Annotated in this window: 19 protein-coding genes; 5 read left to right on the forward strand and 14 right to left on the reverse strand. The window is 32.8% G+C overall.

Translation table 11 applies throughout. The annotated features are described in order from the left end of the window. Positions 1-42: 42 nt before the first annotated feature. The 3 genes from J2W95_RS04610 to holA form a co-directional block, all read right to left on the reverse strand. Positions 43-225 carry a CAL67264 family membrane protein gene (locus tag J2W95_RS04610; protein ID WP_310004414.1) on the reverse strand — a complete coding sequence of 61 codons (183 nt, stop codon included), beginning with the start codon at positions 223-225 and terminating at the stop codon, positions 43-45. Between the two features lie 69 nt (positions 226-294). Continuing rightward, a complete protein-coding gene (gene pulA / locus J2W95_RS04615) occupies positions 295-2,313 on the reverse strand; it encodes a type I pullulanase (RefSeq protein ID WP_310004416.1) in 2,019 nt (672 codons plus the stop codon). Positions 2,314-2,324: 11 nt separating this feature from the next. Continuing rightward, positions 2,325-3,329, reverse strand: coding sequence for a DNA polymerase III subunit delta (holA, locus tag J2W95_RS04620; protein ID WP_310004418.1), 1,005 nt, complete (start codon positions 3,327-3,329; stop codon positions 2,325-2,327). A gap of 78 nt (positions 3,330-3,407) precedes the next feature. Between holA and J2W95_RS04625 the strand changes: the two genes are divergently transcribed. From J2W95_RS04625 to J2W95_RS04635, 3 genes are all read left to right on the forward strand, one after another. Beyond that, positions 3,408-3,881 carry a type I restriction enzyme HsdR N-terminal domain-containing protein gene (locus J2W95_RS04625; RefSeq protein ID WP_310004420.1) on the forward strand — a complete coding sequence of 158 codons (474 nt, stop codon included), beginning with the start codon at positions 3,408-3,410 and terminating at the stop codon, positions 3,879-3,881. Between the two features lie 55 nt (positions 3,882-3,936). Continuing rightward, complete coding sequence (locus J2W95_RS04630) at positions 3,937-4,932, forward strand: glycosyltransferase family 2 protein (RefSeq protein ID WP_310004422.1); 996 nt, start codon at positions 3,937-3,939, stop codon at positions 4,930-4,932. 72 nt (positions 4,933-5,004) lie between these two features. Next, the gene (locus tag J2W95_RS04635) at positions 5,005-5,868 is read left to right on the forward strand and encodes an OmpA/MotB family protein (protein ID WP_310004424.1); all 864 of its coding nucleotides are present in this window, start codon (positions 5,005-5,007) and stop codon (positions 5,866-5,868) included. A gap of 277 nt (positions 5,869-6,145) precedes the next feature. On the opposite strand, the gene J2W95_RS04640 is transcribed toward J2W95_RS04635, so the two are convergent. From J2W95_RS04640 to J2W95_RS04680, 9 genes are all read right to left on the reverse strand, one after another. Then, complete coding sequence (locus tag J2W95_RS04640) at positions 6,146-6,766, reverse strand: L-threonylcarbamoyladenylate synthase (protein WP_310004425.1); 621 nt, start codon at positions 6,764-6,766, stop codon at positions 6,146-6,148. 85 nt (positions 6,767-6,851) lie between these two features. Continuing rightward, positions 6,852-9,185: an ATP-dependent helicase gene (locus tag J2W95_RS04645; RefSeq protein WP_310004427.1), complete on the reverse strand. Its 2,334-nt coding sequence runs from the start codon at positions 9,183-9,185 to the stop codon at positions 6,852-6,854. 184 nt (positions 9,186-9,369) lie between these two features. Further along, entirely contained in the window at positions 9,370-10,875 is a 1,506-nt protein-coding gene (locus J2W95_RS04650; RefSeq protein WP_310004429.1) for an MltF family protein, read from the reverse strand. Between the two features lie 442 nt (positions 10,876-11,317). Beyond that, on the reverse strand, positions 11,318-11,899 hold the full coding sequence (locus tag J2W95_RS04655; RefSeq protein ID WP_310004431.1) for a hypothetical protein: 582 nt from the start codon (positions 11,897-11,899) through the stop codon (positions 11,318-11,320). After that, the gene (locus J2W95_RS04660; protein ID WP_310004433.1) at positions 11,890-12,756 is read right to left on the reverse strand and encodes a hypothetical protein; all 867 of its coding nucleotides are present in this window, start codon (positions 12,754-12,756) and stop codon (positions 11,890-11,892) included. The genes J2W95_RS04655 and J2W95_RS04660 overlap by 10 nt, the downstream gene beginning before the upstream one ends. A 284-nt stretch (positions 12,757-13,040) precedes the next feature. Continuing rightward, positions 13,041-13,859: a glycoside hydrolase family 16 protein gene (locus tag J2W95_RS04665; RefSeq protein ID WP_310004435.1), complete on the reverse strand. Its 819-nt coding sequence runs from the start codon at positions 13,857-13,859 to the stop codon at positions 13,041-13,043. Positions 13,860-13,913: 54 nt separating this feature from the next. Further along, positions 13,914-14,333 (reverse strand): DUF1801 domain-containing protein, encoded by a 420-nt coding sequence (locus tag J2W95_RS04670; RefSeq protein ID WP_310004437.1) that lies wholly within the window; start codon positions 14,331-14,333, stop codon positions 13,914-13,916. 135 nt (positions 14,334-14,468) lie between these two features. Next, positions 14,469-14,759 (reverse strand): hypothetical protein, encoded by a 291-nt coding sequence (locus J2W95_RS04675; RefSeq protein WP_310004439.1) that lies wholly within the window; start codon positions 14,757-14,759, stop codon positions 14,469-14,471. Positions 14,760-15,108: 349 nt separating this feature from the next. Then, positions 15,109-15,648 (reverse strand): lipid-binding SYLF domain-containing protein, encoded by a 540-nt coding sequence (locus J2W95_RS04680; protein WP_310004440.1) that lies wholly within the window; start codon positions 15,646-15,648, stop codon positions 15,109-15,111. A gap of 263 nt (positions 15,649-15,911) precedes the next feature. Here J2W95_RS04680 and J2W95_RS04685 point away from each other — a divergent pair, with 263 nt between their 5' ends. Next, positions 15,912-16,394, forward strand: coding sequence for a hypothetical protein (locus tag J2W95_RS04685; RefSeq protein ID WP_310004442.1), 483 nt, complete (start codon positions 15,912-15,914; stop codon positions 16,392-16,394). Positions 16,395-16,433: 39 nt separating this feature from the next. Here the strand turns inward: J2W95_RS04685 and J2W95_RS04690 are convergent, their stop codons facing one another. Next, the gene (locus tag J2W95_RS04690; protein WP_310004444.1) at positions 16,434-17,201 is read right to left on the reverse strand and encodes a sulfite exporter TauE/SafE family protein; all 768 of its coding nucleotides are present in this window, start codon (positions 17,199-17,201) and stop codon (positions 16,434-16,436) included. Between the two features lie 130 nt (positions 17,202-17,331). Between J2W95_RS04690 and J2W95_RS04695 the strand changes: the two genes are divergently transcribed. Beyond that, positions 17,332-17,853 (forward strand): DUF7935 family protein, encoded by a 522-nt coding sequence (locus tag J2W95_RS04695; RefSeq protein WP_310004446.1) that lies wholly within the window; start codon positions 17,332-17,334, stop codon positions 17,851-17,853. Between the two features lie 83 nt (positions 17,854-17,936). Here J2W95_RS04695 and J2W95_RS04700 read toward each other — a convergent pair whose 3' ends face one another. Next, positions 17,937-20,000 carry a M1 family metallopeptidase gene (locus J2W95_RS04700; RefSeq protein WP_310004448.1) on the reverse strand — a complete coding sequence of 688 codons (2,064 nt, stop codon included), beginning with the start codon at positions 19,998-20,000 and terminating at the stop codon, positions 17,937-17,939. Between the last annotated feature and the right edge of the window lie 60 nt (positions 20,001-20,060).

Here is a 20,060-nt window from a genome sequence, read left to right on the forward strand (position 1 = left end):
AATGTATTTATTGTGTGAATTAATTATTGTTTTGAATGTAAATTACAATCTACCTTTTAGGGAACTAAATACCCAAGCAATGGCAAAAAATCCAATTCCAACTGCGCCGAACCCCCAGCCAGAAACATCTCTGTATTTAAAAATGCCTAATCCTATAAGCAACAATCCCATGAGTGTCATTATAAGGGTAGCCCATCCTAAAATAGTATTTTTATTCATTCCCATAATTGTAGTATTTGTTTTTAGAAAGGTGCAAATATCGGTATTTTTTAGAACATTTTTTAATTAAAATAGTTATTCCTGATACAAAATTACAGCACTTCTCCTCGGAATTGTTATTGATTGATTTTTAATTGTTTCTATCCCATTTTGATTAATAATTTCTCCATTACAAACCATTTTCCAAGTTCCTTCAATGGTTTGTTTGACTTCTTTTTCATCTCCATTAAAATAGACTCTGATGTTCTTCCATTTGTCACCATTTGCATTGTTTTTTAAAGTGTATCCAACTAATAAGAAATCATTTATTGTTAAAAATTCCAAATGTTCCTGAATCATTTTTTCAGATGTCATTTTGAATGCGGGATGGTTGTTCCTTAAAGCAACCAGGCTTTCATAGTATTGAACCAATTCTTTATTTTCGTGTTTCCAGTTCCAGTCTATTTTATTGATACTGTCTGGTGATTTGTAGGAGTTCTCTACTTCCATTTTGGTTCGCTTCATTTCAACGCCCATATGTAAAAAAGGAATACTTTGTGAGGTTAAAATGATGGTATTTGCCAGTTTGTCCATTTGTACCAACTCCTTTTCGGTTGCTTTTGGGTTTGCGATTTTTAGTTTATCATACAAAGTGTTATTGTCGTGACAGGAAACATAACCAATGACTTTTGTAGGGCTGTCTGAATATGGAAACTGTGCATAACCTCTTTTAAGATCATATTTGATTTGAGGATGATTCGTGGATGCTACAATCCCAAATTGAATTACTTCTTTGTAATTTGGATTCCCGCTTACAAAACCTTTTTCGGTAACATTAGACCAATGTCCTTTTACGGCATCCCTAATGTCATCTGAGAAAACGGCAATATCATTTAGTTTTTTTGCATTGTTTTTCAAGGCTCTTTTTTCTATAGGTAAAGGTGAGTCACCAGCTGTCCATCCTTCTCCGTAAAGAAAAATACTCGGATTAATTTTCTTTAATTCCTTAGAAATGATATTCATTGTTTCAATATCATGCACGGCCATTAAATCAAATCGAAATCCATCTACATGATATTCTTTTACCCAATATTTTAGCGATTCCAGCATGAATTGTCTAGCCATAATTCGGTCTGAGGCAAATTCATTTCCGCAAGCCGTTGCGTCCGAACGTTTACCGTCTGGCCAACTTCTGTAATAATAACCTGGAACCAATTGGTCAAAAATATCAGTAGAACTGGTGTGATTATAAACGACATCCATTACTAGACGAATTTTAGCTTCATGCAAAGTCATAACCATCTGTTTGTATTCCTTAATGCGCACTAATCCATCAAAAGGATTGGTTGAATATGATCCTTCTAAAGAGTTGTAATTCTGAGGATCATAACCCCAGTTATATTGTTTTTTATCCAATGCTGATTCATCAACAGATTTGTAATCAAATACAGGAAGCAAGTGCAAATGGGTAATCCCTAATTCCTGTAAATGGTCTAATCCTGTTGCTTCTCCAAAAGTATTTTTGGTGTTTTTTTCAGTTAGTCCAAGAAATTTTCCTTTGTTTTTTATTCCTGACGAAGGATCAATAGAAAAATCCCGAACATGTGCTTCATACAGTATAATATCCGAAAATGATTTTAAAGGAGGCTGTTTGTCTTTTTCCCAGTTAAAAGGATTGGTTTGTTTTGGGTCGAATATTAAACCGCGATTCCCATTTACCCCTACTCCTTTTGCGTAAGGATCGGGCATTTCTTTAGACCAATTTCCTTTGTTTTTTACTTGTAATGTATAATAGGTGCTATGATAATTACCGTCTAAAACAATTCTCCAAACTCCGGTTTTAGGGTCGTAATCTAAATTTTTAGTTGCGATAGCTTCGCCTCCATTACCTTGTTTGTATAGGTTGATTTTGGTTTCTTCAACATTAGGACTCCATAATTTGATTGTGGTTTTGTCAGTTGAATAAACGACACCTAGATCATCTTTCAAATAAACGGGATAGGCATCAAAAGAGGCATATCGGATGGTGTTTATTTTTGAGTTTTGAGCCATAGCAAAATTTACAGTAAGAAGTAAACCAATTATGAAATTGAATTTTTTAGTGTAGCCAAACATCTTGTAATTGTTTAATTGAATATCTTATAAAGCATTTCTCGCAACAAATCGGCTTGTGATAAACTGTTGGCACCAACGCCTTTACTTTTTACATCGGTATCTCGTAGTGAAGCCACAATTTGGCTCACTTTTTTCATCGGATAATTTTTGACAGCAACATCATAATCTTTTAGAAAAAAAGGATTAACGCCCAATACCGAAGCCACATTTTTAGGGTTTTTATCCTTCAATCCGTGGTATTTCAATAATTGAATGAAAAAGCCAAAAACCAAACCAGTTGTCATTACTAGTGGATTGTCTTTTGGGTTTTGTGCAAAATTCTCGGCAATCTTGTAGGCTTTTAGTTGGTCGCGTTCGCCAATGGCTTTTCGCAATTCAAAAACATTATAATCCTTACTGAACCCAATGTTTTCTTCTATATCCTTGGCAGAAATAACACTTCCCGCAGGCAATATAATTTGCAGTTTTTCTAGTTCATTGTTGATTTTACTCAAATCAGTTCCTAGAAATTCGACCAACATTGCAGAAGCTTTGGGTTCAATGGTGTATTTTTTTCCAGCTAAAACTCTTTTTATCCAATCGCCTACTTGATTTTCGTATAATTTTTTGCTTTCATAAACGATTCCGTTTTTGGCTAGAAGTTTGGTAACTTTTTTTCGTTTATCTAAAGTTTTGTATTTATAACAAAATACCAAAACGGTTGAAGGCATTGGGTTTTCGACATAACTTTCTATTTTGTCGATTGTTCTAGATAATTCTTGTGCTTCTTTCACAATAACCACTTGCCGATCGGCCATCATAGGATAACGTTTTGCAGTAGATACAATGTCCTCTATACTAACATCTCTACCGTATAAAACGGTTTGATTGAAACCTTTTTCCTCTTCGGATAAAACATTCGTCTCGATATATTCTGATAGTTTGTCAATATAATATGGCTCCTCTCCCATCAAAAAATAAATAGGTTTTATATTTCCTGCCTTAATATCATTAACAATCTTTATAACTTCGTCCATTTTCAATTTTAGATTTCAAATTTTAGATTTTAGATTTGAAAAACTAAAACCTTAAAACTTATTTAATACTTTTGCTTAATGCAAAAACTCAATTTTCCTTTCTATACTTTTCGTTTCAAAAATAGCGAAAATAAAGTATCTATTTTTGATGGAATCAGGAAAAAATTCATCATTCTCACACCCGAAGAATGGGTTCGCCAACATGTAGTGCAGTTTTTATTGGAAGAAAAAAAATATCCAAAATCTTTGATCAATGTTGAGAAAGTTTTAATGGTCAATGGTTTGCGAAAGCGTTATGACGTTGTGGTTTTTAATCCGGATGGCACTATTTTTATATTAATCGAATGTAAAGCTCCTGGAGTTAAAATTTCTCAGGCCACTTTTGACCAAATTGCAAGATATAACATGACTTTGGAAGCCGAATTTTTGATGGTCACCAATGGGTTAAATCATTATTTTTGTTTAATGGATTTCGAAAACGAGAAATATGAGTTTTTGAAAGAACTGCCTGATTATAGTGAGACAAAAAAGAATATAGAGAATAGAATATAGAAAAAAAAACTTTTGAATATTAATTTCGAATTCATAAAAATATAAATAAACTTCCTTGGAAAAAATAGCTGTAGTCATACTGAATTGGAATGGGGTAAAACTTTTAGAACAGTTTTTACCTTTCGTAATTCAATATTCTCCCGAAGCAACCGTGTATGTTGCCGATAATGCCTCGACAGATGAATCAATTGCATTTGTAAAAAACAATTACCCAACGATAAAAATCATACAAAACAAATCTAATAAAGGGTTTGCAGGCGGTTATAACGATGCTCTACAGTATATAGATGCAGAAATCTACGCTCTTGTAAATTCAGATATTGAAGTGACTGAAAATTGGCTAAAACCCATTTTAGAAACTTTTGAATCAGAACCCCTAACAGCAATTGTTCAGCCCAAAATATTGGACTTCAAAAAGAAAGACTATTTCGAGTATGCTGGAGCAGGCGGTGGATATATTGATAAATTTGGATATCCTTTTTGTCGAGGTCGTATTTTTGATACTTTGGAAAAAGACAACGGACAGTATAATGATACAGCTGAAATATTTTGGGCGTCTGGAGCTTGTTTTTTTATTAGATCTACTGTTTATAAGGAATTGAAAGGTTTTGATGAAGATTTTTTTGCTCATCAAGAAGAAATTGATTTGTGTTGGCGTGCTCTTAATAAGGGGTATGAGATTAAATATAATTCAGAATCAGTTGTTTATCATGTTGGTGGGGCTACTTTGCAACAATCCAACCCGCAAAAAACTTTTCTAAATTTTAGAAATTCGTTGTTAATGTTAACGAAGAATTTACCACAAAAAGCTCTTTTTCAGGTTCTTATGGCTAGGTTGGTATTGGATGGTGTTGCTGGGATTAAATTTGTATTTGGAGGTCAATTCACTCATTGTTGGGCTGTTATACGTGCACATTTTTCTTTTTATGGGTTGTTTTTAAGAAATTATAAAAAAAGAGAAAAAAAACAGATTGAAATATACTTTAAAACGAAAAGCATCGTTTATGGTTATTATGTTAAAAATGGCACAGTTTTTGTTGACGTTATTTAACAATAATTTACATTTAAAATTAACATTTAAAAACTAACTTTGTAATTCACGTTTAATTAAAATTAGCATTCTATGAAAAAATTAATGATTACTCTATCGGCCTTAGCTCTTTTGACATCATGTGTGTCTAAAAAGGAATATGCAGCTTTGGAAGCTAAGAATAAAGAAACTCAAGATTTATTAAATACTTGTACAGTGAAACTAAATTCTTGCTTAGAAGAAAAAGCAGGTCTTAAAGCGACTGTAGACGGGTTGAGAGAAACTAATCAACATTTGATCAGTACATCAAAAGATATGACAATTCTGTCTACTAAAGGTGCAGAAAATATTGAAAAAGCTTTAGAATCTATTAAAGAAAAAGATTTGAAAATTACAAGAATGCAAGATGCTTTGACTAAAAAAGACAGTGTTACTCTTGCAGTTGTTACTAGTTTGAAATCTGTTGTTGGAATGAATGATCAAGATATCGAAATCAATGTTGATAAAGGTGTTGTTTTCATCTCTATTTCTGATAAAATGTTATTTAAAAGTGGTAGTTATGAAGTAAGCGATAAAGCAAAAGGAGTTTTGGCTAAAGTTGCTAAAGTTGTAAATGACAAGCCAGATTTTGAATGTATGGTTGAAGGTCATACTGATACTGATGTTTTGAAAGGAAATTCTTGTTTAGTTGATAATTGGGATTTAAGTGTTAAACGTTCTACAGCTATTATCCGTATTTTGTCAAATGATTTAGCTGTTAATCCAGCTCAATTGATTGCTGCAGGTAGAAGTTCATACGTACCTTTAGTACCTAATGATTCTGCTGAAAACAAATCTAAAAACAGAAGAACTCGTATCTATGTTATGCCAAAAATAGATCAGTTTTATGATATGGTTGAAAAAGAAATGAAAAAACCAACTGCTGCGACAACTACAACAGCACCAGTTCAAAAATAAATCATTTTAAAATTTTAGAAAACGCCTCGAAATTATTCGAGGCGTTTTTTTATGCAATTTATTTTTTGAAAATATTTAAACTAAAAAATAAGCACAAAAAAAAGCAGAACCGAAGTCCTGCTTTTATGCATCCCTAATTTTTTTAACAACCAATTAAATATAAATTAAGAATTACATGTTATAAATGTCTTCCAGTGAGTTATTTTCTTAAATATTTCACTAATTAAGGCTTTTATTCTAAATTATCCAATTAATTTATAATAAATTTAATATTTTTTTAAAGTATATCAAGACTTCCCTTACCTTCTCTAATCACAACAGGCTCATCTCCAGATATATCTATGATTGTTGAGCCAATATTGTCTCCATAGCCTCCATCGATAACTAGGTCTACCAAATTTTGCCATTTCTCGAAAATAAGTTCTGGATCGGTGGTGTACTCTATTACTTCATCTTCATCTCGAATTGATGTTGAAACAATTGGATTACCAAGTTGACGGACTATTTCTAAAGCAATGGAATTATCAGGTACACGGATACCAACAGTTGTTTTCTTTTTAAATTCTTTAGGTAAATTATTATTTCCAGGGAGAATAAAAGTATAAGGTCCAGGCAACGCTCTTTTAAGCAGTTTGAAGGTCGAAGTATCTATTTGCTTTACGTAATCTGATAAGTTGCTTAAATCGTGGCAAATAAATGAGAAATTGGCTTTTTCCAATTTCACTCCTTTTATTTTGGCAATTTTTTCAAGAGCTCGCGAATTGGTGATATCGCAACCCAACCCATAAACTGTGTCAGTCGGATAAATAACTAAACCACCGTCTTGAAGCACTTTTACAACTTTTGCAATAGCGGCTTCACTTGGTTTGTCGGGATATATTTTTATTATTTGAGCCATGTTATTTTTTGTTTAAAATTTAAAAGAGTTTATGAGTTTAAAGCATTGCTGAACGAAACTTGAAACCCTTAACTTGAACCATTTTTTAACCGATGATATCTAATTTTGCAAAACGCAGCAATAATTTTTTCAGACCACCAACTTCAAATTTGATTTCCGCTTTTTTATCGGCACCCACACCTTCAAGGTTTATGACTTGTCCTTTTCCAAAACGTTCGTGCATAACCACATTCCCTGGAACTAGAGTATTGTCAAATAAATTAGCATTTCCAGTTGAATTGCCACTAGAAACAGGCTTTAATTTACGCAAATTAATATCAGATTTTGGTTCATTATCTGTAACGTGTTTTGGTGGCGTACTTCCTATCGGTTTGGCCAAGCGTAATTTGGATTTATCCACATCTCCAAAAATATCACTGTCAATCATAGGTTTGAAACGGTAATTGCTTTCGGCTGGTGTAAGGTATTCCAAATACTGCCCATCAATTTCTTCAATAAAACGCGAAGGTTCACTGTCGGTCAATTTACCCCAACGGTAGCGTGATTGGGCATACGTCAAATACGCCTGATGCTCCGCACGAGTTAAAGCTACGTAAAATAATCGGCGTTCTTCTTCCAGTTCGCTTCGTGTACTCATACTCATGGCACTTGGAAACAAATCTTCCTCCATTCCTACCACAAATACATGTGGAAACTCAAGTCCTTTGGCCAAATGAATAGTCATCAAAGCCACACGGTCCTCATCGCTGGTATCTTTGTCCAAGTCGGTTGCAAGAGCTACATCTTCCATGAATTCAGATAAGGCACCGCGAGCACCATCTACTTCTTTTTGACCTTCTATGAAATCCTTAACACCATTCAATAATTGTTCTATATTTTCAATTCGAGCCATTCCTTCTGGAGTGGCGTCCTTTTTTAATTCTTGGATAAGACCAGTTTTTTTGGCTACATGCTCAACAACATAAAAAGCATCCTGATTTTCATTAATCACTTGGAAGCTCTGAATCATAGTAACAAAATCCAATAACTTTTGTTTGGTGCCCGAGTTCAGTTTTAAGTCAATTCGCTCAATGTTTTGCATTACTTCAAAAATTGAACGTTTGTAATGATTGGCAGCAATTGTAAGTTTTTCGATAGTTGTATTTCCAATTCCTCTCGCAGGATAATTGATAACACGTATCAAAGCTTCCTCATCTTTAGGATTTATGACCAATCGTAGATAACACAGCGCATCTTTAACCTCTTTTCTTTGATAAAAAGACAAGCCTCCGTAAATACGGTATGGAATATCTCTTTTTCGTAACGCATCTTCCATGGCTTTGGATTGTGCATTGGTACGATACAAAATGGCAAACGAACCATTGTGCAACTGATGGTTCATTTTTTGTTCCCAAATAGTAGCGGCTACAAAACGTCCTTCTTCATTATCAGTAATACTGCGGTGTACTTTAATTTTTGGACCAAATTCATTGGCTGTCCAAACCACTTTATCCAGTTTTACTTTGTTTTTATCAATTATGGTATTGGCAGCTTCCACAATATTTTTGGTCGAACGGTAATTTTGTTCCAATCTAAAGGTTTTTACCCCTTCATAATCTTTCTGAAAGTTCAAAATATTATTAATATTCGCACCACGGAAAGCATAAATACTCTGAGCATCATCTCCTACCACACAAATATTCTGAAATTTATCCGACAAGGCGCGAACAATCAAATATTGTGAATGGTTAGTATCCTGGTACTCATCAACCAATAGGTAGCGAAAACGGTTTTGGTATTTCGCTAAAACCTCGGGGAATCGAGTTAATAATTCATTGGTTTTTAATAATAAATCATCAAAATCCATTGCACCAGATTTAAAACAACGATCCACATAATGCTGATAAATTTCACCCATCCTAGGTTTTTTACTCATCGCATCGGCTTCTTGTAAATCGGGATCATTAAAATAAGCTTTCACCGTAATCAAGCTGTTCTTAAAATTCGAAATCCGGCTCAAAACCTGTTTTGGTTTGTAAACATCACGATCCAATTGCAATTCCTTGATAATTCCTGAAATGGCGCGCAAAGAATCCTGCGAATCATAAATCGTAAAATTAGAAGGGTAACCCAAATGTTCCGCTTCCGAACGTAAAATTCGGGCAAAAACAGAGTGAAAAGTACCCATCCATAGATTTTTGGCCTCACTAGCCCCAACAATATCCGAGATACGTTTCTTCATTTCCCTCGCTGCCTTATTAGTAAAGGTAAGCGACAAAATATTGAATGGATCAACACCTTGGTGCATCAAATAAGCAATTCTTATGGTAAGTACACGAGTCTTTCCAGAGCCTGCACCCGCAATAATAATCATGGGACCATCCTTTTGTAGTACAGGTTCGCGTTGTGCCTCGTTAAGTTGTTCTATATATTTTTGCATAGAAAAAATTCTGTTTGACGCAAAAATAAGAATTTAAGAATGAATAAACGAGTCTTCATAGAATTCAGATAACAGAATTTAGAAGACAAGAATTAGATTTTAGATTTTGGAATTGGTATGCAATTTTAGATGTACTATTTCTCATATCAATTCTAAAATCTGCCATCTAAAATCTGAAATCTATTTAAGGTCTTAGCTTTCTACCTCGCTGTTCTGCATAATAACTCAATGCTCTATATGAAGCATAAAATTTATAAATATTGCTTACATATTGTACGGTCTCTTGTCCAATTTCCTTGGCAGCAATGAGTTCAACATTATCAAACCACAGATTTGGATTCAGTCCTTTTTCTTTTGCAATTTTGCGTAGTTGGGCAACCCTTCCTGGTCCTGCATTATAGGCAGCAAGCGCAAGTAGATGTCGATTTAGTTTATCAATTTCTGGATCGCTAAAATATCTGTCAATAATGTAGCGCATATATTTTGTGCCGGCATGTACATTATTATCTAACTTATTAATATTTCGGATATAAAATGGTTTACCAGCGGCGGTTTTTGGCATAACCTGCATGATGCCAACAGCTCCTCTATTACTCACGAGAGATTGGTCTAATCCTGATTCTTGGTACCCTTGGGCAATCAAAAGCAGCCAATCAAGTTGATATCGATCGGCGTATTTTAAGAAAGGAGCCTTAAGAACATTTACCTTCGAAAAAGTTTTTTTTGTATATATTTCGGGTAGAAGCTTCTCGTTTTTCGCATACTTATTATAAAGTGTGTTACCTATCAAGGTTCCTTTTGCATTTTTTATTAAAAACTGATCTGTAGCTTTTTTCAATTTTGGGGAGTCTTTTCTAAAAACCCAGCCATATGATACATTTCGAGCCAACGGAATTTTATCATATAATATTAAATTTGGCATCACATTCGCCCATAATTCCGCTACATCTTCAACCATTGCCGAAAAGGGAATTACGCCCGAATTGACCATTTCAAGTATGTCTTCGGCTTCCAAATAAGGATCAAGAGTTTTGATGATGATAGGCTTTAACCCTTTTATTTTTAATGAATCGTTAAGTTTTTCGACCTCAGATTCATAACTACTGTCTTCACGAAGATAAATTTCTTTCCCAGAAAGATCCACTAAGGTTTTCAATTTTGGTGATGTTGTACTGCCCACCACGATCTCTTTGAGTCCAGAGATGGAAGGAATTGAAAAGTCAACATCTTTTTTTCGTTCTTCGGTAATTGTCATACCAGCAAAAGCAAGGTCGCCATAACCTTCGCGTAAAAGCGGTATAACTTGGCTGCGATTTACAGGTATAAATATAATCCGAACCTGATGGGGTTTCAAACGCAATTGTTTGTTGATTGAATTTTCAAAAAGAGTCAAAGCTTCAAAGGCGACACCACTTCGCTTTTTTAGGTTTATGGTATAATAAAGATGAGTATAAGGTACCAAGGCTCGTATTCTTCTGCGCACAACCATGCTATCAAGATCTCCAAACTGCGGTTTCCCCAATCCTAAAAATTCATTCTCGGAATTAAAATCATACCATGTGGTATCTTCTGCAGTAGTAATCACACCTGTTGAATCTACGGCTGTGGCTGGTTTTTCTTTTTCCTTCCCACAAGAGAAATTGCTCAAAGAAATAATCAAAAAAATGAATATTATTCTTACTGTACGCATCTTTTTTGTGTTTTATACATATTAAATTTACAAAAAATAATGATTACAAGCTAATTAATAACTCATTTTCGATTATATTCTATTTGTTTTCAATCCATTATGATTTTTCTGGGTTGGTGCAATTTTATTCGAAAGAGTAAATAAAATTTAGGAATTTATGACTCAGCCTTGATATAATTCAGACAACAATTTTCTGTCTATTTTTTTAAGATTGTTAAACCTTAATCCTAAATACTGCAATCTGAATTCTAAAAATAATCTGGGCGTGACCACAATAGGAAAAGGAGCTTATAATGATTGTCTCTATTCGCTCCTTTTCCTATTGCTGTCGGGCTATCCGGGCTACTTTGGTAGCTTCCTTCTATCCCTCACGCGAGATTCTGCAAAGCAAGACAAGTAGTTTTTAAAAAGGGAATAATCATACAGTTCTTGTAGACAAATTCTAATCTCCGACATCAATAATATCGATTGGATAAACATATTTGAGATATAAAAAGAAAAAGGCAAGCGAGAGGAATAATATAGCGAGCCCTATAACTCCAGTATTTATTTTCAGACCAGTTTGTGAAATTTCGATATTTGTTTCTTCAGATTCTATTACTGTGGTTTCCGATTTTGGTTTTGAAATATTTGCTTTTACTTGAATCTCCGTGAGCTTAAATTGTTTGTACGAGAGCACAAGTCCCATCGCAACAATAAACACAACCATGATGAAAATGCAAATACCACTATAAAACTGCCAGGCAAAACTGCGTTGTTGGTGCATGGCCGTAAAATCATATTGTTTTAGTTCTCTGTCAAATTTGATAGAGTTGTAAAGTGGATTTTCAGCAGTTACAAGTGATTCTTGTGTCTGTTGAGGGGATTTTACTATTTTGGACTGATCTTTTTCTATTGAATCCTCTGAAGCAAAAAAACCTTTTGCTAATTCAGTTGTCGAAGACGTTTTTTGTGCATTTAGACAAACTGAACTTAGGCTAAATAATAGGAGTATTATCCAAGAATTTAATAACTTTAGTTCCATAAGCTTTGATAATTTTTTTTGAGATATTCTATAAATTTTATTCTTGACTGAATTTTGTCATCGATTGTAGGATTAACGAGCTTTTCATCTTCCATTTTTAAATAATCAGCTACTATATCTCCTTTTAAATTACTGTTTCTAATAGCAGGTTCTACTATATAAGTAAGCCATGAAAGTAAATCATGGGCTAATTTTTCCTTGCTTACAGTCGATTTATTCGTATGGGCAAATAAATGAGTAGGAAATTTTAGTTTTGGTGCTTGTGCCATCGTAATAAGTGGAAAAATAAAGCTCTGGGGTTTGAAAATAATTTTTCCTTTTTTTATCATAGAATGTACATAAGGATAGCGTTTTTTAAGTATAGTATCTCCTTCAAAAAAGGCCAAGCCAAAATCTTTAAAGGGATATCCCCCAGAAGATAACAATCCGTTTGCTTCATAATCAGTAGCAGGTTGATAATAAACAATAGTTGGATATTTGTCAGTTGAATTTGTAAATTCAAAGAGTTGCCAATCTACCATAAGCCAGTTTCCTTCATCACCTGGGACATTATAAGAATCATATGCAAATTCTGATTGGTTTGGAGTAATTCCTAATTCCAATTTGTCAAATACTTTTCTATATATATCTTGTCGAAGATAAAATTCTTTTAGTACTTTGTTTTTTTGTTTTAAAATTAGTCCTTTTTGATAGATCTGGTTTTTTTCCTCCTCCAATCTATCTATTTGAGAATATAATTCTCCATATGGATCAATAGATTTTATACTATCAAATAAATTAATTACTTCTTTGTTTTTTGTTTGAGAATAAGTAATTACTGAAAATAATAATAAAACGATGGTTAATTTTAATTTCATAAATTCTACTTTAAATGAATTAAAAAATAAACGATAAATTGGAATCAATTTTTCGAATGACTTGACTGCTTAATTAATTTTTAAAGAGTAGGTTATGAAAATTCAAGAGCAATTTATTGGATAATAGGAGTTTTTAATTGCTGTTGGGGTATTAAATTTGAGATTTTGAAATAAATAACACTTAATATCTTGTTAATCAGATATTTCAAATGTACAGAATATTATTTAAAGTCAGCAATAATCTGTTAAATTTTTATTATGCTTTGAAAGAAATAGCAATAAAACTATTTATACTTATATCCTCTAACATAGTCAATTACAAAGTTTTTAGGATAGGTTTTATCTTTTTCATCCTCAATTTCTGTGGGAATTTCATAGATACCTAACATAAATTGCATCGGATAATTGGGTGACTGAATAATTTCTCTAATTTTTTGGTTATCGATATAAAAAATCACTTTTTCAGGAGTCCATTCAGCAGAATAGATATGAAATTGGGTGACATCAATATCAAAATCATCTTCATAAAAGGCTTCTTTAATTTTTGGATCATTGAATTTATGGATTCCATAACCAATTTTCGCTTTGTTTTTCTGAACATTACAACCTTTAACTTCAAAAATGCAAATCTCCGCCGATTTTTCAGGAATATCCTCGAATCCAATCATCCATAGAGCCACAACATTCGATTGTGTATCTAATGATTTGGCTCTAATTTCAAAAAAGCCATATTGCGGTAAATAGGTTTTAGTTGCGTTTTGTTTTTCTCTTACTAAACAATTTGGGTTTACTTTGTGTTGTCCAATAGCACTTCCAATTTCTCCCGAAAAAACTCCCGTTTGGATCGAAGAACATTTTATGTCTCCATTGAATTCTGGACACCAAGGCCTTTGCTCTTTAGTAATTTGTAAAATCAAATTGCTATTATTTATTTCATATTGTGGTCGAGACATTTTCTTAGAACTCCATTGAGGTAAATAGAATGGTAACCAATTCTCGATATTAATTGCATCTTTTTCAAATTCATCATTGAATTCCAAAATAAAATTTTCTTTTATTTTGGAATTAGGCGGAAAATCATTTTTAGAAAATTGTAGTTTCATACTGCGTTAAATGCTATTTGAAGTAAAAGAGAAGTTGCTAAAATAGACAAAACATCAATTCGGATATAATTCCTTAATATGGTCAATTGATTTTTGCACTAATTGGCTTAATATATCAATATCAATATCTTCTAATTTTTGAATGTACAAGCAAGCTTTACTGGTTTTATGTTTTCCTAATTTTGAAAGGAACGCTTCTTTCTCGTCAAAAGTGGAAGCGAGATAAACTGTAATAGCACTTTTTCGCGAGGCAAGCCCAACAAGAGGAGCATTTCCCTCATGTCCACTTTCATGTTTGTAATTATAAATTCCAAAACCAACAATAGCTGTTCCCCACATTTTGGGTTCAAAACCCGATAGTTTGCTTAGCAAATAGATTAGCGACATACAGTCATCACGTCTTTTTGAATCGTTTATGGATACTAAAAAGTCGTCGACACTATTTTCGTTTTCAATTGTTTTATTTTTAGCCATTCAGTTATTTTAAGATTTCTACAGTTATTTCATGTCAGATATTTAAAGATAAAAAAAAACTACGACTTTTTTAGATCGTAGCTTTTAGATTTTATATGTTTTAGCTTTTAGCAAATGCCTGTAATATTCAGTTTTTTAACCATTTTTCTTGAACAAAATAAATAAAGCAGTTAGTGTTAAAAAAACTAAGGCGAATTTTAAAAAAAGCAACATTCTTTCAGAAACTAAGTATAATTCAGATTCATCGTCAAGATAATCACTATTATTAAGTTTTGGTCTGCTATTAGTATATACTTTGACTTTTCCTTTAATTAGTTTAGAAGACGTTATCTTGAATTGTTTTTTCTCATTTGTAAATGTATTCCTTGTTTGATTTACAAGCTCTTTTGTTTGATTTGTAATGTTTTTAGAAATTATATTTTTCATGATTATCTTAATTTATAAATTATAAGGCATTATTTTAATTTATATCTACTGTCTTCAGATGTATATATCTATTTTTCGAGTAATTGCAAGTATAATGCCAAACATTTATGATAATGGTTACTAATAAAACATTTAGATTAAAATTAACATCAGTCGTTTTTTAACTATTTGATTTATTGCGAAATAAATATTTCTAAAAAAGGAGTCGTGTCAAACAAAAAAATAAATAGTTCAAGGAAAATAAAAAAAGCTATGACTTTTTAAGATCACAGCTTTTAGCTTTTAAGTATTGCCCTTTTTTTATAAAACCATTAAGTCTCCGTCATTGATTTTACTAGTAAAAAGAATGTTATAATTTAGAATATTTAAATTTTTGTCCTCCAACGGAAGCTTCATACATAAGTCCACCTTTTTGCATGGTGAATACCATAACACCATCAGTATATTTTGCATTACCTGAGGCGCCAGCTTTTGCAGCTACTGCTGATACTTGTGCTGCAAACTCGAATTTACTGTCTTTAAATCGATCCAATGCCGATTTTGACTCAAAAAATATTACTTCACGATACGCTTGTCCTCCAGCTTGAAAACCAATGCTCACCTGAGATAATTTTGCCATGCCTATCAATTGATGGCTTTCATAAACAGCTCCATTGCCAGCTGCTCCTCCAACTCCAACTCCTCCCTTACCAACATTTGGAAAGATTACATAACCATAAGCTTTGTCGAAAATTGATTTCATAAGAGGGTCTGTTTTAATAAACTCAGCTTTTGATGTATTGCTGTCAGCTATAATTTTATCCTTTTTAGAGTCTGATTGCCCGAATATAGATGTTGTGCTTATAACAAAAGCTATCATCATTATCCAAAGAACATTTAATTTTTTCATAGTAGTAAGTATATTAAATTGTTTGTGAAATTTCTTTTATCAAAGTTAATACAAACTTCTTAAATAATTGCATAATTAATCTGATTGTCAGTAATATATAGGTGTTGTTTTTTTGGATTATAATATAATTATTTGCTTAAATCTACTTTTTTTAGTGAGATAATTGTCTACTAAATTTTAAAACAGTTAATCTGTCTGATACGGGTTTTTTATTCGTAAATTAGCAATACTATTACTATATTTCTAATTAAATATTTACTACTATGAAAAATCTAGGTCTATTTTTTTTGCTGTTGGCTTGTGTTGGACTTGAAAGCTGTAAAAAGGATCAAAACTCAAAGGATATTGAAACTGTCAAAGTTGAAGCTGAAAAACCTATAAGTATTGCATGTTACAGGGCGTTGTATGAAAATGATACAATTGAATTAAAAATCAATACACTAAAAGGTGATAAAATAACCGGTGATATGGTGATGAAAATTTTTGAGATGCCTGAAAAAAAAGGAAAAATTGAAGGGAAATTTCATGGAGATACTTTATTTGTAGATTACACCTTTATTCAGGGAACTTATGACAAGAAAGTTTTCAAAAATCCAATGGCAATTTTGAAGAAAGAAAGCGAACTTATCCTTGGCAGTGGAAAAATAGAAACCTATTTGGGACGTTCTTATTTTGCTAAAGACACACCTATAGATTTTGAAAAAGTTAAATATAAATTTAGAACTGTGGATTGTGTCGATAAATGATATATAATCTCATTCTAAGTGATGATTAAAATTTTCTGATTACTTAAAAAAGACATCATAGGCAAAACGAATCAATGTGCCTACAACGACTACCAAAAAGAAGATTCGGATGAATTTGTTTCCTCGATTGATGGCGAGTTTGGCACCTATCCACCCTCCTATTGCGTTGCTGGCGGCCATGGGTAAAGCGATGGCCCAAATGATTTTGCCTTTGAGTATGAAAAGGCAGATGGAACCAAAATTGGTCGCGAGATTGACCATCTTGGCATTGGCTGAGGCATGTAGAAAGTCAAATCCCATTATTGCGATAAAGGCAACAACCAAGAAGCTTCCCGTTCCAGGGCCAATGAATCCATCGTAAAAACCAACTACAAAGCTGATTCCCACAGCATTCAAAATTTGGGTTCTTGCAGAAATATCTCTGACTTGATTTTGGCCAAAATTTTTCTTAGCGTAAGTGTAAATTACTAACAACGAAAGGACTACAAGTAATAATGGCTTCATGAAATCATTGCTCACGTAGGTCAATAATGTCGATCCCAAAAATGCTGACGGAAAAGCCAACAACATCATAATAATTAGTATTCTCCAATTTACAGTGACTTTTTTTATGTATTGGTAAGCTGCAAACGATGTACCGCTAAAAGCAGGTATTTTTAGGGAACCTATCACGGTAGATACTGGAAGATTGGGTAACAGTACGAGTCCAGCCGGTGTTTGTATTAGTCCGCCGCCACCTACTATGGCATCTATAAATCCAGCAAAAAAGGCTGCTATACAAAGTAATACGATGATGTAGGTTTCCATTTGGGTTATGCTATTTTAGTTTTGAATCTTGAATGGCAAAAATACCAATCCCCTTTATATTATTGCGAAAAATTATCGATTGATTTAGTTTCAAAAACATTATTTTTGCCTTTTTTAAAACGAAAACAAAATGGATTTATCAAAATTGCTAGAATTATTGAGTTATACTTTGCCAGCAGTAATTACTGGGATGGTTGCTTATTACTTTTTTAATTTACACACCAAAAATGAGGAAGGAAGACGTCGTTATTTATTGATGAAAGAAGGTCAAAAAAACTCTATGCCCTTGCGTTTACAGGCATATGAGCGTATGACTTTGTTTTTAGAACGTATCAGTTTGGGTAATTTAGTCACTAGAATTTCTCCCATCTCGACTGATAAGAATGATTACGCTAATTTTGTTATTGCCCAAATCGATCAAGAATTTGAGCATAATTTGGCACAACAAATTTACATGACCGATGAGTGTTGGACAATTATCGCAACTGCCAAAAATGCTACAATTCAGATGATTCGAAAAGCAGCTTTGAGTCCTGTGGTGAACAATGCCGATCAATTGAGAGAAGCTTTATTGAACGATTTGCTTGAAAAACAAACTCCTAGTAATGCAGCTCTAGGGTACATAAAAAAAGAAGTAAGCCAGATGTGGTAATTTTTTTTGAGTTGCTAAGGTTCTAAGAAGCTAAGATTCTGAGTTTTTTTTCTTAGAATCTTAGTCTCTCAGAATCTTTGAATCTATTCTTTGAGTAATCTATCCAATTGAAATTGCTCTATTTCATTCAAACTAGTCAAGATGGTTTGAAAACTACGCCTTATCTCAGGATTTTTTAATAAACCCCGAATGTTATCTCTTCCAAATTTTGAAAACTGCCACATATGGTGTGTGGTGGTATTGACCAAATTTTTTAAAATAGAATCGTTAATAATATTAAAATTTAGCAAATATTCTAAAGCATTTTGTCTTGTTATTGCTTCATATTTAGCAGAGGAATAGTCTACTAATTCTTGAATATAGGATTCTTTATTGGTAACATAGTCTGGAGTAGAAACGGCTAATGATAACCACAGAATTCGCAAATTGTAATCGTTGAATCCTATCCAATCTTTCGTTTTTGTTAAATAGTCATTCCTTTTATTTGGAAAATTATTCCATAAATGATACAGTACCAACTCTTGAGTTTGATATGATTCATCATCCAATAATGTTTCATACTCGATTCTAAATTCTTCTGGTATTTTTTGAAGTGTGCTTGCAAGAGCTTGGCGAACTTGGATATTTTGAGTTTGCAATGCCAACCGCAATAACTGTTTTTTATCTTCAAATTTCTCTTTCATTAGTTGACCAACAATTGAAGCTTTTACAGAAGAATGCACATCGGATTGCAGTGTTTTTTCGAAAAAAGCGTATTTCTCTGTCAATGGCTTGTTTCTGAGTTTAGCTACTTCAAGTTGTACTTGCATCGATTTATTTTTTGCTAATAAACCATTCGCAATTTCGCTATTAAAAGCAGATGATTCCAACCATACTTTACTGAAATTTACTAAATCATAATTGGACAATTTCTTGATTTCGTCGAAGAAATTTTCTGTTGTCACGTTTTGGTAAGCATATTTCTTTAAGTAATTCTTTACCGCTTTTTTGAAGGCTTTCTCACCTATTCCTTCACGTAAAACGTGTAATGCCCAAGCTCCTTTTTGGTAGAAAGACAAGGAACTGGCTTTGGCATTCATCACGGGAATGGTATCCGTTTTGGAGGCCTGCTTAAGCAGTAATGACGATTCGTATAACTTTGAATAAAAATAGTCATCACCATAGATTTCCTTTTCGGCCAACAAAGCATAATAGGTTGCAAAACCTTCCTGAAGCCAATGGTCTTTGCCGCTTTGAGCTGTAACCAAATCACCAAACCATTGGTGTGCTAGTTCATGTGCATTTACATTGACATAACTTCTGTCTTCAAATCCAATTTTATCAACTACATAGCGAGTTGTAAATAATGTCGTGCTTGTATTTTCCATCCCTGCATACAGAAATTCAGAAACTGGAACTTGACGATAGATTTTCCAGGGGTATTTTACTCCTATTTCTTTTTCTAAATAATCAAATATTTCTTTGGAATAACGATAGGTAGGCTCTTGTTTATTTATGTCTTTTGGTTCTAAATACAATTCTAGTGGAATTCCTGATTCTGCTTGTAGTGCACTTTTTTCAAATTTTCCAATGGCAATCATTAATAAGTAAGAACTCATAGGCTTTTGCATTAGATATTTCCAATGAGTATTGTTTTTATCTGTTGTTTTGTTTTTTAATACGCCGTTTGATATCACTTGATAAGTTGAATTAAAAGTAACATCCATGTTGAAAATCACTTTTTCATTTACATCATCAAAACTCGGAAACCAATGACTAGTGTATTTTCCCTGTCCTTGTGTCCAGATTTGTAAATTATTTGTGGCTTCGGAACCTACAAAATACATTGTTTGCTTGGGTTTTGCTTCGTATGAAAATTGAACGGAACTTTTTCCTTTTTGAAACGGAAAAATCAAAAGTAATTCTTTTCCATTTGTGGTAAACGGGATTTTTTTGTTATTTAATTCCACTTCTGAAAAGGTCATGTTCTGTGCATCAATCTTTATGGTATCAATAGGTTTCAATACTTCAAATGTATAGTTAACATTTCCACTAATACTTTTACTGTTTGGATCAATGGCAATATGACCATTCACAGTTTTAAAATCAACTGATTTACTTTGTTGTGCGAATACAAACGTGGATAGAAATAGGAAAAGGTATTTCATTAATATTAAATTTGAAGCTAAGTTATCCAAAGTTACAAAGGTTTAACCAACAAATCGTAC

Origin of the sequence: Flavobacterium granuli (genome assembly GCF_031456055.1) — a bacterium.
Classification (GTDB): domain Bacteria; phylum Bacteroidota; class Bacteroidia; order Flavobacteriales; family Flavobacteriaceae; genus Flavobacterium; species Flavobacterium granuli_A.